The 13798-nt window shown below is 65.3% G+C and carries 16 protein-coding genes; 7 read left to right on the top strand and 9 right to left on the bottom strand.

The features are described from left to right. Window positions 1-13: 13 nt before the first annotated feature. The 3 genes from flhA to E5A73_RS08765 all read left to right on the top strand — a co-directional run bounded on the left by flhA (window position 14) and on the right by E5A73_RS08765 (window position 4348). Window positions 14-2095: a flagellar biosynthesis protein FlhA gene (gene flhA / locus E5A73_RS08775; RefSeq protein ID WP_135963438.1), complete on the top strand. Its 2082-nt coding sequence runs from the start codon at window positions 14-16 to the stop codon at window positions 2093-2095. A 66-nt stretch (window positions 2096-2161) separates the two neighbouring features. Beyond that, window positions 2162-3682 carry a flagellar hook-length control protein FliK gene (locus E5A73_RS08770; RefSeq protein ID WP_135963437.1) on the top strand — a complete coding sequence of 507 codons (1521 nt, stop codon included), beginning with the start codon at window positions 2162-2164 and terminating at the stop codon, window positions 3680-3682. A 9-nt stretch (window positions 3683-3691) separates the two neighbouring features. Beyond that, window positions 3692-4348 (top strand): flagellar hook assembly protein FlgD, encoded by a 657-nt coding sequence (locus E5A73_RS08765; RefSeq protein ID WP_135963436.1) that lies wholly within the window; start codon window positions 3692-3694, stop codon window positions 4346-4348. A 295-nt stretch (window positions 4349-4643) separates the two neighbouring features. Here E5A73_RS08765 and E5A73_RS08760 read toward each other — a convergent pair whose 3' ends face one another. From E5A73_RS08760 to E5A73_RS08730, 7 genes are all read right to left on the bottom strand, one after another. Then, window positions 4644-4970, bottom strand: coding sequence for a hypothetical protein (locus E5A73_RS08760; RefSeq protein WP_135963435.1), 327 nt, complete (start codon window positions 4968-4970; stop codon window positions 4644-4646). Window positions 4971-5092: 122 nt separating this feature from the next. After that, window positions 5093-5494, bottom strand: coding sequence for a hypothetical protein (locus tag E5A73_RS08755; RefSeq protein WP_135963434.1), 402 nt, complete (start codon window positions 5492-5494; stop codon window positions 5093-5095). Between the two features lie 163 nt (window positions 5495-5657). Then, complete coding sequence (locus tag E5A73_RS08750) at window positions 5658-6515, bottom strand: flagellin (protein WP_135963433.1); 858 nt, start codon at window positions 6513-6515, stop codon at window positions 5658-5660. A gap of 264 nt (window positions 6516-6779) precedes the next feature. Continuing rightward, the gene (flgH, locus tag E5A73_RS08745) at window positions 6780-7541 is read right to left on the bottom strand and encodes a flagellar basal body L-ring protein FlgH (RefSeq protein ID WP_135963432.1); all 762 of its coding nucleotides are present in this window, start codon (window positions 7539-7541) and stop codon (window positions 6780-6782) included. Window positions 7542-7559: 18 nt separating this feature from the next. Then, a complete protein-coding gene (gene flgA / locus E5A73_RS08740; protein ID WP_135963431.1) occupies window positions 7560-7988 on the bottom strand; it encodes a flagellar basal body P-ring formation chaperone FlgA in 429 nt (142 codons plus the stop codon). Beyond that, a complete protein-coding gene (gene flgG / locus E5A73_RS08735; RefSeq protein ID WP_135963430.1) occupies window positions 7988-8770 on the bottom strand; it encodes a flagellar basal-body rod protein FlgG in 783 nt (260 codons plus the stop codon). Before flgG ends, flgA begins: the two co-directional genes overlap by 1 nt. 23 nt (window positions 8771-8793) lie before the next feature. Then, complete coding sequence (locus E5A73_RS08730; protein ID WP_135963429.1) at window positions 8794-9534, bottom strand: flagellar hook-basal body complex protein; 741 nt, start codon at window positions 9532-9534, stop codon at window positions 8794-8796. A 117-nt stretch (window positions 9535-9651) separates the two neighbouring features. On the opposite strand from E5A73_RS08730, the gene E5A73_RS08725 reads away from it, so the two are divergent. Genes E5A73_RS08725 through E5A73_RS08710 form a run of 4 tightly spaced genes read left to right on the top strand, consistent with a single transcriptional unit; the run spans window position 9652 to window position 12165 of the window. Further along, window positions 9652-10197 (top strand): flagellar basal body-associated FliL family protein, encoded by a 546-nt coding sequence (locus E5A73_RS08725; protein WP_135963428.1) that lies wholly within the window; start codon window positions 9652-9654, stop codon window positions 10195-10197. Beyond that, the gene (fliM, locus tag E5A73_RS08720; RefSeq protein WP_135963427.1) at window positions 10194-11216 is read left to right on the top strand and encodes a flagellar motor switch protein FliM; all 1023 of its coding nucleotides are present in this window, start codon (window positions 10194-10196) and stop codon (window positions 11214-11216) included. The genes E5A73_RS08725 and fliM overlap by 4 nt, the downstream gene beginning before the upstream one ends. After that, window positions 11213-11593 carry a DUF6468 domain-containing protein gene (locus E5A73_RS08715; RefSeq protein ID WP_135963426.1) on the top strand — a complete coding sequence of 127 codons (381 nt, stop codon included), beginning with the start codon at window positions 11213-11215 and terminating at the stop codon, window positions 11591-11593. Before fliM ends, E5A73_RS08715 begins: the two co-directional genes overlap by 4 nt. Continuing rightward, window positions 11593-12165 carry a MotE family protein gene (locus E5A73_RS08710; RefSeq protein ID WP_168355864.1) on the top strand — a complete coding sequence of 191 codons (573 nt, stop codon included), beginning with the start codon at window positions 11593-11595 and terminating at the stop codon, window positions 12163-12165. The genes E5A73_RS08715 and E5A73_RS08710 overlap by 1 nt, the downstream gene beginning before the upstream one ends. Before the next feature lie 87 nt (window positions 12166-12252). Here E5A73_RS08710 and E5A73_RS08705 read toward each other — a convergent pair whose 3' ends face one another. Continuing rightward, window positions 12253-13143 (bottom strand): alpha/beta fold hydrolase, encoded by an 891-nt coding sequence (locus E5A73_RS08705; protein WP_168355863.1) that lies wholly within the window; start codon window positions 13141-13143, stop codon window positions 12253-12255. Between the two features lie 229 nt (window positions 13144-13372). Then, a complete protein-coding gene (locus E5A73_RS08700; protein ID WP_206366431.1) occupies window positions 13373-13792 on the bottom strand; it encodes a nuclear transport factor 2 family protein in 420 nt (139 codons plus the stop codon). Window positions 13793-13798 lie beyond the last annotated feature (6 nt).

Genomic DNA, 13798 nt, shown 5'->3' with positions numbered 1-13798 from the left:
ACGGAAGAGACTGATGCCCCCAGCCATCACCAGCATCCTGAACCGCTTCGGCCTGAACCGCGATCTCGCGCTCGCCGGCTCGGTCATTGCGATCATCGGCATGCTCATCCTGCCGATGCCGGGCTGGCTGCTCGATCTCGGCCTCGCGCTGTCGATCACGATCGCCGTGATGATCCTGATGACGTCGCTGTTCATCGAAAAACCGCTGGAGCTCAGCGCCTTCCCGACGATCCTGCTGATCGCAACGATGTTCCGGCTGGGCCTCAACCTTGCCTCGACCCGCCTGATCCTGACGCACGGCCATGAGGGGCACGGCGCGGCGGGCGGCGTGATCGGCGCGTTCGGCGAATTCCTGATGGGGGGCGAGGTCATCATCGGCCTCACCATCTTCATGATCCTGATCGTCATCAATTTCGTCGTGATCACCAAGGGCGCCGGCCGAATCGCCGAAGTCGCGGCGCGCTTCAGCCTCGACGCGATGCCCGGCAAGCAGATGGCGATCGACGCCGATCTCTCTGCCGGCATGATCGACGAGGAACAGGCGCGCGAGCGCCGCGCCGAAATCGAGGCCGAGAGCGGCTTCTACGGTTCGATGGACGGTGCCTCGAAGTTCGTGAAGGGCGACGCGATCGCCGCTCTGCTGATCACCGCGGTCAACATCATCGTCGGACTGACCATCGGCATCACTTCGCATGGCCTGCCGATCGGCGAGGCCTTCCACACCTATACCGTGCTCACCGTCGGCGAGGGCCTGGTCAGCCAGATCCCGGCGCTGATCATTTCGATCGCCGCGGGCCTCCTCGTCTCCAAGGGCGGCATCAAGGGCAAGACCGGAAGCACGCTGGGCGACCAGCTCGGCCGCTACCCCAAGGCGTTCGGCATGGTCGCGTTCCTGATGGGCGCGCTGGCGCTGATGCCGGGCCTGCCGTTCCTGCCTTTCGCCAGCTTCGCCGTTGCCGCCGGCTATGCCGCGTGGAAGATGAGCAAGACCGCGCAGGCCAAGGTCGCGCTCGGCAAAGCCATGGCTGCCCAGGAGCAGGCGCGCGAGGCGGTAGTCGAGCAACCGATCTCGCAGACGCTCGCGATCGACGCGCTGCGCATCGAGATCGGCTATGCGTTGCTGCCGATGATCAACGACGAGCAGCGCGAGCCGCGGCTCGACGATCAGGTCCGCGCGCTGCGCCGCCAGATGGCGACCGATTTCGGCTTCGTCCTCCCCTCGGTCCGCATCATCGACAATATGGGCCTCAAGCCCAACGAATATGTCATCACGATCAAGGAGACCGAGGCGGCGCGCGGCGAGATCAAGCTCGAGAAATTGCTGCTGATCAATCCTGGCGGCGGCCCGGTCGGCATGCCTGGCGAAGTCACCAAGGAACCAGTGTTCGGCCTTCCCGCTTTGTGGATCGATCGCGAGCTGCGCGACGAGGCCGGCTTCCGTGGGCTGACCGTGGTCGATTGCGGCACGATCATCACCACGCATTTGACCGAATTGGTCAAGGACAACATCGCCGACCTGCTCTCCTACACCGAGACGCAGAAGCTGCTCACCGAAGTCCATAAGGACGCCGAGAAGCTCGTCGCCGACATCGTCCCCTCGAAGGTCTCGATCTCGAGCGTCCAGCGCATCCTCCAGAACCTTCTCTCCGAAGGCATCTCGATCCGCGACATCCCGACGATCCTCGAAGGGATCGCCGAAGCCGCGCCGCACACCGCCAATCTGACTCAGATCACCGAGCATGTCCGCGGCCGCCTCGCGCGCCAGATTAGCGCATCGCAGGTCCGCGGCGAGGCGATCCCGGTAGTGACCTTGTCGTCCGAATGGGATCAGGCGTTCGCCGAATCGATCCTCGGCCAGGGCGACGATCGCCAGCTGGCGATGGCTCCCTCTTCGCTCCAACGCTTCATCGCCTCGGTACGTGAGACCTATGACCGGCTGGCGCAGGAAGGCGAGATTCCCTGCCTGCTCACCAGCCCGTCGCTTCGCCCGTTCGTCCGCTCGATCATCGAGCGGGTGCGGCCAGCCACCGTGGTGCTCTCGCAGAACGAGATCCATGCCCGCGCACGCATTCGGGCGCTCGGCACGATCGGCTGAGACCGTTCGCGCTACAATCACCTATAATGAGAAAGCGGCCCCCGAGGCCGGGCTAGAGGCGACCGGATGCAGATCAACCCCTTCGGCTTTCCGCTTGGCGCGGGGATATCCGCCGCGCCGGCAAACGGGGCTGGCCTCGGCTTTGCCGATGCGCTTGGGCTCGTCACCGATGGCGGAGTTGCGCCGCAGTTGGCAGCCCTCCGGACTTCGGCGACTCCGCCTCAGAATTTCGAGCCGAAGCTGTCGCAGGCGCTTCTCGCCCAAGCCCAGGGCCAGCCCATGCCCACGACCGGCGTGTTTCCGGGGCTCCAGCAGCCAGTTTCGCTGTCCGAGCTGATGGCGACGGCCGCCAAATTGCCGGGCGCGGAGCAAATACCTGTGGCGGTGACGCCTGCCGCCAGGGCCGAGCTGCCCGTTATCGTAGCCGAGGCCCAGCTGAATATGGTCTCGCTTGAAATTACCGCGCCCGCTTCTGCCCCGCTCCCAGTGACGCCCGAGATTGCCGCCCCCGTCCCGGCGACGCCTGCGATGGTAGCCGCACCGGCCACGCCCGCCGGGCCTCCGCTCGCGGCGGCGCCAGCGATTCCGCCGCCGCCGGCTGCTGTCGAGCTGCAGCCCGAAGGCGACACCCCGCCCGAGGCGCCGGCAACCGCCGGCGCCGCGGAAACCGCCGGCGCCGCGGAAACCGCACCGTCAAAGCCGCAAAAGGCCGCCCGCGGCAACGCAATCGCAGCCGAACCGGATCCCGTTCCAACGGCCGAAGCCAATCCCGCAACGCCAGTCGCGCTGCTCGCGATCAACATCATCCCGCAACCGATCACGCCACAGCAGGTCACCCCCCGCGAAGCTTCGCCTGGCCCGCAGAACGGGCCTGGCGCATCGAAGACCGGCAAGGTCGCTGCCGTGGCGGCTCCGGCACAGGATGCCGCGCAGGCTGCACCCGGCACCGACACAGGCACCCCAGATTTCGCGCGTGCAGTCGCCGCTAAGGCCGACTCCGCCGGTTCCGAATCGAGTCCCGACGGTCAGCCCCAGCCGGAGGCCGTGCTCGTGGCGAAGTCCGACGCTGCTAGCGCGCCGGTCCCGCTACAACATGTCCATCACGCCGCCTCGGCAGACCCCGCCCGGGCAGCGCCGGCGGCGGCTCCCGCCGAACCGGTGATCGAGGCTCGCGCAGGCCATCTCGGCCATTCACTCGGTGTCGAGATCGCGCGCAAGGTCGAGCTCGGCGAAGAGACGCTGCGCATCCGCCTCAACCCGATCGAGCTCGGCCGCGTCGAAGTTACGCTCGCTTTCGACGACAAGGGCAGCCTCCAGGCCACCGTGCGCACCGAAAGCGCAAAAGCGATGGACCTGCTCCGTCAGGACGCCCCCGATCTCGCGCGCACGCTCGACCAGGCCGGCGTCCGCACCGACGCGCAGAGCTTCCGCTTCGAGAATCGCGGCGGCGACAGCGGCGGCCAGCAGGCCCAGCAACAGCAATCGCAAAATCGCGGCCGCTTCGCATCGTCCGATGACGACGCACCCATTGCCGAACCCATTTACCGCCCGGTCCGCAGCGACGGGCAGGTCGACCTTCTCGCCTGAGGAAAAGCCATGACCACCGTCACTTCCACCACGAACACGACCGACACCAAGACCGGAGCCGCTTCGTCCAAGCTCAACGCCGATTTCGACATGTTCCTGAAGCTGCTCACCACCCAGATGCAGAACCAGGACCCGCTCGATCCGATGGACACCGCACAATATACGCAGCAGCTGGTCCAATATTCGCAGGTCGAGCAGTCGATCGAGCAGACTTCGACGCTCAAATCGCTACTCGCAGCCTTCGGCACGCAGAACCTGATGCAGGCTTCGTCGATGATCGGCACGCAGGTCGAGACGACTTCACCCGTTTCAGGCCTCAGCGCGACTGCCCCGGCCCAATGGACCTGGTCGGCGCCACGCGACGTCGCGTCGATGACTGCGACGATCAAGGACGACAAGGGCAAGACCATCGACACGTTCCCGCTGGTCGGCGCAACCGGCGCCGCCGGCGCCTTCACTTGGGACGGCACGACCACGGGCGGCAAGAAGGTCGAGCCGGGCCTCTACAAGCTCGAGCTGGCCGGCAAGGACGCGTCGGGCACCGCGGTCATCGCGACTGCGCATGCCTATGGTAAGGTCAGCGATGTCGAACTGTCGAACGGTGTGGTGCGGCTCACCATCAACGGCAACAAGGTCTCGACTGCCGATCTGCTGCGCATCGGCTGAGCGCGCCTCGACGGCGCCGGAGCAACACCCCTGCTCCGGCGCTTTCTTTTGCCTGGGCGACGGCGCTTCCGTACAAGCACTTAACGGGGAACTACGACCCCTTGCAGCGCGTATTCCAGGCCGCCGCCCCCCTATAATATAGGTAGAGAGACGGGCGGGCGTCCCGATCCCCTCTGCGTTCCGCTCGTCTCTTTCTCTCCCTTTGACGGCCGTCTCCCCCACGGCCCGAAACGACAAGAGCCAGGCGGGTCCGCGACCCGCCTGGCTCTTCCGTTTCGCGCCCTGCGCCGAACGCTCAGCCGGTAACCGACTTCAATATCGGTCGACCATCGCGCGGCGACCGGACCAGATCGGCGGACGTGGCTAATTCTACAGTGAATTCGTCGAGCGCGCAGCCGGCGATCGCGTTCGGCGCGGTCAGCATCGCAATGCAGTCGGCGATCGCAGGATCTTCGCGCGGCCCGATCGTGTCGAGCACGTCCGACAGCGTCATGCCGGCCTGCAGCGCCTTGTCGGCCGCCGCTGCCCACAGCGCGCGCGCGTCCTCCACATTCAGCGTCAGCGTCACCGTGAAGGCCTTGCCGGCGGTCTCGGAAACGTGGCCGATGTCGTGGAGGTTCATGCGTACGACCCTTGTCTTATAAGCCTGCTCGCCGGCCCAATGCATCAGCCGGGCGACGTGCCGTAGTCCGGGGATGACCCGATACGTATAGTTACCGGGATCGGTGACGCCGCCGTGACCTCTTAGTGAACCCGCGCCTCGGCGCGACGTGCGAGTTCGCGCGCATGTGCCGCAACGAGACACAATTCGGCATAGAGCCGATCCCAGAACGGCGCCGGGATTTCGAGCTTGGCGTCGCCTTCCTGAGTGAGCTCGAGCGCGGCGCGGGGCTCGAGCCCCAGCTCGAAGCGCGTCCCGAAGGTGCCGTCGACATGCTCCTCGGGGAGCGCGTGCGGCACCGCGAGCCGCGCCGACATGATGTAGCCGGCGAGCACATCGGTACCATATCCGTCGAGCAGGATGCGCGGCCGACCGGTCACGTCCGGCCGCTCGAGCACGACGAGTGCGCCCGACGGATGCTCCTCGACGCTGACGCGGAGCTTACCGCCAAAAGCGTCGGTGATTTCTCGGATACGTGGGAACAAGCGACTATCTCCTTGCCCTCATTATAGATGAGTCACTCATCGCGACGGCCGGGATGCGCGGATTTCGTTGCGCGCGGCGCAACCGGCGCGCGCAAAAAAGGCCGGGACGTTGCCGTCCCGGCCTCTCTCTGTCGTCAGGTAGCTTCCAGGGAAAAAGCTAGCCTTAACGGAACAGCGACGTGATGGTCTGCGGCGCCTGATTGGCGATCGACAGAGCCTGCACACCGAGCTGCTGCTTGACCTGCAACGCCTGCAAGCGAGCCGATTCCTTGGCGAGATCGGCGTCGACGAGATTGCCGATGCCGCCCTCGATGGAGTCGGAGAGCTTGCTGGTGAAGCTCGCCTGAGCATCGATCTTGCGCGAAGCCGCGCCGAGCGTGCTGAGGCTGGTCTTCAGGTTGTCCTGCGTGGTCGTCAGCGTATCGATCATTGCCGTGGCCGCAGCCTGGGTGTCGATCTTGCCGCCCGACGCAACCGTGATGACCGACTTACCAAGTTCCATGTCCTGGTTGGCGACGCTGAGCGAATCCGGGTTCCAGGTCGTTGCCGAGCTGGTGTCCGAGTCCTTCAGCGACTGCAGTGCAGTGACGCTGCCGCCCGAGGCCTTCAACAGGTTGGTGCCGTTGAAGTCCGACGAGTTGACGATCGTGGTGATCTGATCGCGCAGAGCCACGAAGTCGTTGTTCAGCGCCGTGCGCGTAGCCGTATCGATGCCGGCATCAGCAGCCTGATAGGCTTTCGCCTTCATCTGGTTGATGGTGTCCGAGATCTGCTCCGCGCCCGCAACTGCCACGTCCGTCACGCTCTTGGCACGGCTCAGCGACGAAGAAACGGCCTTGAGGCCGCCCATGTCGCCGCGCAGGCCCTGAGCGATCGTGTACGAAGCAGAGTCATCCTTGGTGGACGACACGTTCAGGCCGGTGTTGATGCGGCTCTGAACCTGCGACATGCCCTTGTTGGTTTCCGACAGGCTCTGAAGAGCTGCCATCGCGCCGGTGTTGGTGTTGACAGAAAAACCCATGATGATTTCCTTCTTGGACGAGAGCCGCTTCTGCGACCCGGACCGGAAACGCCGATCCGCGACCTGGCGTATTCACGCCCTGCAGGTTCATCATGGGAAGATTTCCGGCTCGGCCAAAATTTCTAGTGAGATTTAGATAGTTAGCAAAATATTAAGCCAGGCTCAGTGCATCGCTCGGCCCCCGGCCGGGGGCGCTGCCAAACGCGAAAGGGCCCGTCCGATCGCTCGGACGGGCCCTTCCCTTTCCCCCCGAGGAGGCGAATGTCAGAACGGGAACAAGGCGTCGTAGATCTGCTGGCCCCAGCGCGCCTGCTGCGCGTCGGTGAGCTGGCCCTTGCCGCCATAGATCACCCGCGCCTCGGCGATCTGCGAATGCTGGATCGAATTGTCGCGAGCGATGTCCTCGGGACGGATGATTCCGGTGACCAGCAGTTCGCGCATCTCGAAATTGACGCGTACTTCCTGCTTGCCGCGGATCATCAGATTGCCGTTGGGCAGCACCTGGGTGACGATCGCCGCCATCGTCATGTTGATCGTCTCCGAGCGCGCGGTGGTGCCGCCGCCCGAATATTTCGAGCCCGAATTGGTCTCGAGCGTGGCCGCGGCATTGTTGCCGAGCAGCTTGGCTACCGGCGCAATGCCGAGCAGTCCGCCGACGCCGCCGCTTTCCGAGCCGCCGCGGGTGCGCGACGTGTTGTTGCCGAGATCGGCCTTGTCCTGGATGTTGATCTTGATCGTCAGGATGTCGCCCATCTTGGCGGCGCGCTGGTCGCGGAAGAACGCGCCGGCGCCGGTCCGGAAAAGCGACGCGGTCGGTGCCGCCACCGGCTGCTGCATCGCCGCTACCGAGCTTGGGCGCCCGCCGCTGCGATCGGAGGGCATCGCCAGCGAAGCCTCGAACTCCGGCGTGGCGACGGGATCCATTCCCGACAGCTTGGGCGCCTTGCCGATCTGCTGGAGGCGTCCGACCGAGCCGCAGCCGGACAAAGTGGCGCCCAGCGCCACGAGAAGAATGACCTTACGCATGTATATTCCCTCTACGAATTACGGCGCGGCGATCCGGACCGAGCCGGAGCCGTCGATCATGCCGTCGAGCGTGCGATTGGTGGTGTTGGTCACCACCCGCACCATTTCGCCCTGCCCGCCGCCGTTCAGCGCGCGGCCCGAGGACGTGATCACCAGCCCGCCGGAGATGATGCGGATCGTCACCGGTTCGCCGCGCCGCACGAGTTGCGGCTTCATCAGGTCCGAGCGCCGCACGATATTGCCCGCAGTCAAATTGCGCGCGGCTTCCATGCCCGACGCATCGTCGGCCGAAAGCGCGCCGCGTGCCGCTGCCGGCGCGCGCGCCTCGCTGTCGAAGTCGCCAGATTCGAGCCGGGTGCCCTTTTCGATCGGGTGCGAGAGCACCGCGACCTGCACGTCCTCCGCCGGCCCGGCGCCGAGCAGCACCAGCGCGAGCAGCATGCTCATCAGCGGAGCTGGCTGGTCGTCGCCAGCATCTCGTCGGCGGTCTTCACCACGCGGCTGTTCATTTCATACGCCCGCTGCGCGGTGATCAGCGCAGTGATTTCGGCCACCGAATTGACGTTCGAGCTTTCGATGAAGCCCTGATTGAGCGTGCCGAGGCCCGGTTCGCCGGGATTGGCGACGGTCGGCTGTCCCGAAGCGGCGGTCTCGAGGAACAGGTTCTCGCCCTTCGCTTCGAGGCCGGCATCGTTCATGAACGTCGCCAGTTCGAGCTGGCCGACGGTCTGCGGCTGCGGATCGCCCGAAACGATCACCTGGACCTCGCCGGTCTTGGAGATCGTCACGTCGACTGCGTTCTGCGGGATCGTGATCCCCGGCTGCACCGGATACCCGTCCTGCGTCACCAGCTCGCCCTGATCCGACACGCCGAACGAGCCGTCGCGGGTATAAGCCGTGTCGCCCGAAGGCAGCGTGATCTGGAAATAGCCGCGGCCGGTGATCGCCACGTCGTAGCGGTTCTCTGTCGCCTGCAGCGCGCCCTGCTGCTGGATGCGATAGACGCCGCCGGTCTTGACGCCCGCGCCGATCTGGATGCCCGAAGGCGATTTGGTATCCGGCCCGGTCGCGGTGCCGGGACGCTCGATCTGCTCGTAGAGCAGGTCCTGGAACTCGGCACGCTGGCGCTTGAACCCCGTCGTGTTCATGTTGGCGATGTTGTTCGAGATGACGTCGACATTGGTCTGCTGCGCGAGCATGCCGGTCGAGGCGATGGAGAGCGAACGCATTTAAAATAGTCCTTTCTGGAATATCAGCCGACGCGGCCGAGCCGGTCGATGGCCTTCTTGCGAAGGTCGGACATGCTTTCGTTGAGGTTGGTGCTCTGCTGGTAGGCGCGCAGGATCTCGACCATGTCGGTGGTCTCGACGATCGCGTTGACGTTCGATCCCTCGACGCCCCCCGATTTGAGCTTGGTCTCGGCGGCGGTGAGCTCGCGCCCGCTACTGCCGTTCATCATGCCGTCGCCGCGCGGATCGAGATTTGCCTCGTCGAACACCGTCACCGTCAGCCGACCGAGCGGGCCGTCGGGGCCCATCACGCTACCGTCCGGGCCGATGCTCAGGCGACCGGCGCTCTCAGGCGGGACCGTGATCGGCTTGCCGCCTTCGCCGAGGATCCGCTGACCGCCCGACGTGGCGAGCTCGCCGCTCTGCAGCACCTTGATATAACCTGCCCGCGTATAGGCAGTGCCGCCGCCGGGCGCTTCGACGCTCAGATAACCCTGCCCCTCGATCATTACGTCGAGCGGATTGTCGGTCACCTGGAAACCGCCCGAAGAGGCATCGTGGACCGCGCCGTAATCGAGCACGAACGACGTCTTCTTGGCGTCGGGCGTGACGGTGGTCTCGCCCTCTTCGACATATTCACGAAACACCGGCCGTTCGCGCTTGAATCCCACCGTATTCATATTGGCGAGATTGTTGGCGGCAACGTCGAGCCGGCGCCGAAGCGCCTGTTCCTGGCTCAGCAATACATAAGACGAGATGTCCACCGGACGGTCCCTTCAGAAATTTGTCGCTAGGCAGAAATTGCCGGGTGACCTTCCTATAATAGAAGCAAATCAGCCGGCGCGGTTGCCGACACGCTGATTTCGAAAGGTGCCAGGGAAATGTCGTCACCCGAGATCGTCGAGGAAGGTGCAGAGGGCGCAAATCCCGCCACGCCCAAGTCGAAGAAGAAGCTCATCATTATAGGAGCGGCCGTAGGCGCGCTGGTGCTCGGCGGCGGCGGCGGCGCTGCGATGTTGCTTTCCGGCGGTTCAGCCAAGGCCGAGACCGCCGCCGAAGGCCATGGCGAAGCCGCAGCCGACGGTGAAAGCGCCGGACATGGCGGTGCCGAGGGCGACAGCAAGCAAGCCTATGTCGACGTGCCGGCGATGGTCGTGAACCTGCGCTCGCCGGACGGCGCCTCGCGCTTCCTCAAGATTCACTTCATGATCGTGCCGGGGCCGAAGGGCACCGCGGAATCGCTCAAGGAAAAGCTGCCACTGATCCTCGACGCCTATCAGCCCTTCCTGCGCGAACTGCGCCCCGAGGATCTCGCCGGCTCCGCCGCGGTGTTCCGGATCAAGGAAGAGATGCTGGTCCGCGCCACTGAAATGACCGGCCCGGGCATGGTCAAGGACATCCTCATCCAGGACCTCGTCCAGCAATGATCGACCTAGACGATTTCGATCTTCCCGAGCCGCCCGTCGCGCCGATGGGTGCCGATGGCGACGCCCGCTTCGACCAGTCGGACATCGACGCGCTGTTCGGCGATTTCGGCGGTCCCGTCGCGAAGAAAAAAGGGCTCCGCGCGGTCATCGAGTCCGCGGTCATCAGCCACGAGCGTCTGCCGATGCTCGAAGTGGTCTGCGACCGCATGGTCCGCGCGTTCGCCAGCTCGATGCGCACGCTCACGTCCGACGCGATCGACGTCAGCCTCGAAAACGTCACGTCGATCCGCTTCGGCGAATTCATGAATCGCGTGATGCTTCCGGCGATGGTCGGCGTGTTCAAGGTCGAGGAGTGGGAAAGCTTCGGCCTCGTCACCGTCGAATCGAGCCTGATCTACGCCGTGGTCGACGCGCTGCTCGGCGGGCGCGGCGGCGGCGCACCGACGCTGATCGACGGCCGCGCCTTCACCACGATCGAGACCGGGCTCGTCTCGCGGATGCTCGAGTTCGCGCTCAAGGATTTCGCCACTGCGTTCGAGCCGATCGAGCCGATCAATATCAGTCTGGAGCGTATCGAGAGCAATCCGCGCTTCGCCGCGATCGCCGGCACGTCGAACATCTGCGCGATCGCAACCTTCCGCGTCGACATGCTCGGCCGCGGCGGCGAATTCACGATGGTGTTCCCTTATGCGACGCTCGAGCCCGTCCGCCACAAGCTTCTCCAGCGCTTCATGGGCGAGAAGAGCGGCCGCGACGGCGTCTGGGAGGCGCATATGGCCTCCGAGATCCGCAAGACACATGTCAGCGTCGACGTAGTCCTCGGCGAGAAGGCCATGGCCATCGCCGAGCTCAAGGCGCTCGAGGTCGGCCAGACGATTGCGCTCCACAAGAGCCCTGACGACGCGCTCGATCTCGCCTGCGGCGGCGTCACGCTCGCCCAGGCCCAGATCGGCCAGCGCCGCGGCAAGGTCGCCGTGCGCCTGATCAACGATGTTTCCCAGGGAAAGATGAAATCATGAGCTTCGCCATTCTCGCCAACGCTCTGACGATGATCCTGTGCATGGCCGTGCTCGTGCAGAGCGTCCGGATGATGCGCAGCCTGCGCACCGTCAAGGACGGCGCGCTCACCGAAGTCGTCACCGCGCTCGAAAAGGCTACCGCCGGCGCGCGCTCGGTGCTCTCGGAGATGAAGCTGACGCTGAGCACCGATTGCGCCCAGCACGCGCGCCTCGTCGATCAGGCCCGCGGGCTTCGCGACGAGCTGTCGGACATGATCGGCATCGCCGACTCCTCGTGCGAGCGAGTCGTCAACGCCGTCGGCCTGGCAAATGCACTACGCGCGGCGCAAGCGGAAGCCGAAGACGCCGAAGCCAAGCCCGAAACCGAGCTCGTTTGATGGCCCGCCCTTCGCTCCTGCTGATGACCGCGGCCGCTGCGGGGCTCGCGGTCGTTGCCAACGCCTCTACGATTGCGTCGACCGCGACGCAGAACGGCGCGTCGAAGACCCGGCTCGGCAGCTCGATCGACCAGGACATCGCCGAGCGCGACACCGCCGCCGCACGCCGCAAACGCGGGCTCGACTTGCGCGAACAGGCGACCAAGGCCGCGCAGGCGCGCCTCCAGGCCGATCTCGAAGCACGCCAGAAGCAAGGCCAGGGCACCGCTGCGCCCGGCGTGCCCGGCGCGGCCGCCGGCGGCGTCGCCGAGGCGCCCGAGGCGCAGTTCGACGAGCTCGCCCGTATCTATCAGGCGATGAAGCCCAAGGCCGCCGCGTTGGTCTTCGAGCAGCTCGACATGGAAGTGCAGATGAAGGTCGCCCAGCGCATGCGCGAGCGCTCGACTGGCATGATCATGGCCGCGATGACTCCCAAGGGCGCCGCCGCGCTGAGCATGGCGCTCGCCCGCCGATCGGCGCGCATCGCCGCGGTCACGCCGCCGCCGCAGGGAGGGGTGCGGGCGCGCAAATAAGCGTCGCAACGGTAGAGGAACGCGAGAGGCCGGAAGCGACCTCGGCCTTTCCGTTTCTGGCCTCAGGAAGCTAGGCCGGGCAATTCACTACCGAGCCGACTGCTGCCGGACTGCCGCGACGCCTTCGAATATATTGTCGACTACGAACTTCGGTGCTTCGTGTGGCAGGCCATGGCCCGCGCGTTCGGCGATGTTCTGATGCGCATTGGTCGACAGCGACAGATATTCGCGCTGCATGCGCTGCGTTGCGTCTTCCAATTTGACGGCAAGCGGTTCCGACAATCCGGGCACCATCCGGAAGCGCGGGCTGTGGGTGGCAACGATCACTGGCTTGCTGCCGAGCGAAGTGAGCAGATGTGCTTCGCGCGCGCTTGCCCGCATGTCCAGCCGCTCTTCGTTCTTGCTCGGATCTGCCTGCACGCTGGTGAGGAAGGCGCGCGCTTCGGTCACTGCCTTTTCCTCGTCCGATGTGGCCGCGGGCAACAGCGCCAGCCATCTCGAGAACTGATCGGGATGCGTCGTGGACACCAATACGAGCCCGGCGGTGTCGGCAGGATATTTGGCTGCGAACACCTGCGCATGGAGCCCGCCTATCGAGTGGCCGACCAGAAGATAGGGCCCCTTTATCCCGGCGGCGGACAAAACGGCGTGCAGGTCCGCCGCGGCATCGAGGCTGGAGCGCGGCCCTGCCGGTGCCGGATCGCTCCCACCGAGACCGGCGCGATCGTACAGGCAGACCCGCGTGACCGGGGCCACCTGATCCGCTATGATCCGCCAGCCCTGGTCTTCGACGGGCGCCGTTCCCATTCCCGCGTCGATCACCACGACGGGACCGCCCGTTCCCTTGCAGGCCAGGCGAATGGAGCGCCCGCCTATATCGAAACGGCCGTCGACTGGCTTGTCGTTACCGGCAGCGGGTGCTGCTGCCGAGAGCACGGCAACGCAGGCAACGAGCTTGGCGGCGAGCATCTGGTGCATCTTTTGTCCCGGGCGAAAGCGAAAACATAAGCGGCGCTGCAGGCCAAAGGCAATGTCCGCTTTCGAAGGCATTTCCGTAAGGCCGTGTCCAGCCGGATGTTTCGGGAATTCCAATCCGGAACGGGGCTTGGGAAAGCGGCCGCGATGGTCGTATCGGGAAGACCGATCCTGCCACGGCTGTCCTGCTGAGCCTTCGTTTAAGGGAAGGTCGTTGAGGCGGGTTATACCGTCATTTAAATGCCTGCCACTCGCCCCGCCAATCGTAGAGCGCCGCGGTTGCGGCATACTCACGCAAATACGAGAGTTTGCCGTCGTGCAGCTTCGCGATGGTCGCGCCGTCAAAGCTCTTTTCCTCACCGCGCCACCTGTAGTGGAACGTCCATTCAGCGGCCTCGGCCTCAGGTGAGGATCGTAGATCGCGGACTGTCCAGTCGATTACTTGGCCATCCTCAGCCAGCCAGGCCGAGACCCATCGTGTTACCCAATCGTGCCCGCGGTAGATCGGTCCGAAGCTCTCGATGACGACGCAATCCGCGGTAAGCGTTGCGAGGATCGCGGCCACGTCGTGCGCCCGCCAGCCGGCGATATATTGCTCTAGTAACGTCATCGGTGTGATGGCCTTCCTGTGGGTCTCCCCTTGATAAGCCATCCTGAC

This window comes from Sphingomonas gei (assembly GCF_004792685.1).
Classification (GTDB): Bacteria; Pseudomonadota; Alphaproteobacteria; order Sphingomonadales; family Sphingomonadaceae; genus Sphingomonas; species Sphingomonas gei.
Note: the sequence above shows the minus strand (reverse complement) of the source record. Positions and strands in the feature narration are given on the sequence as shown.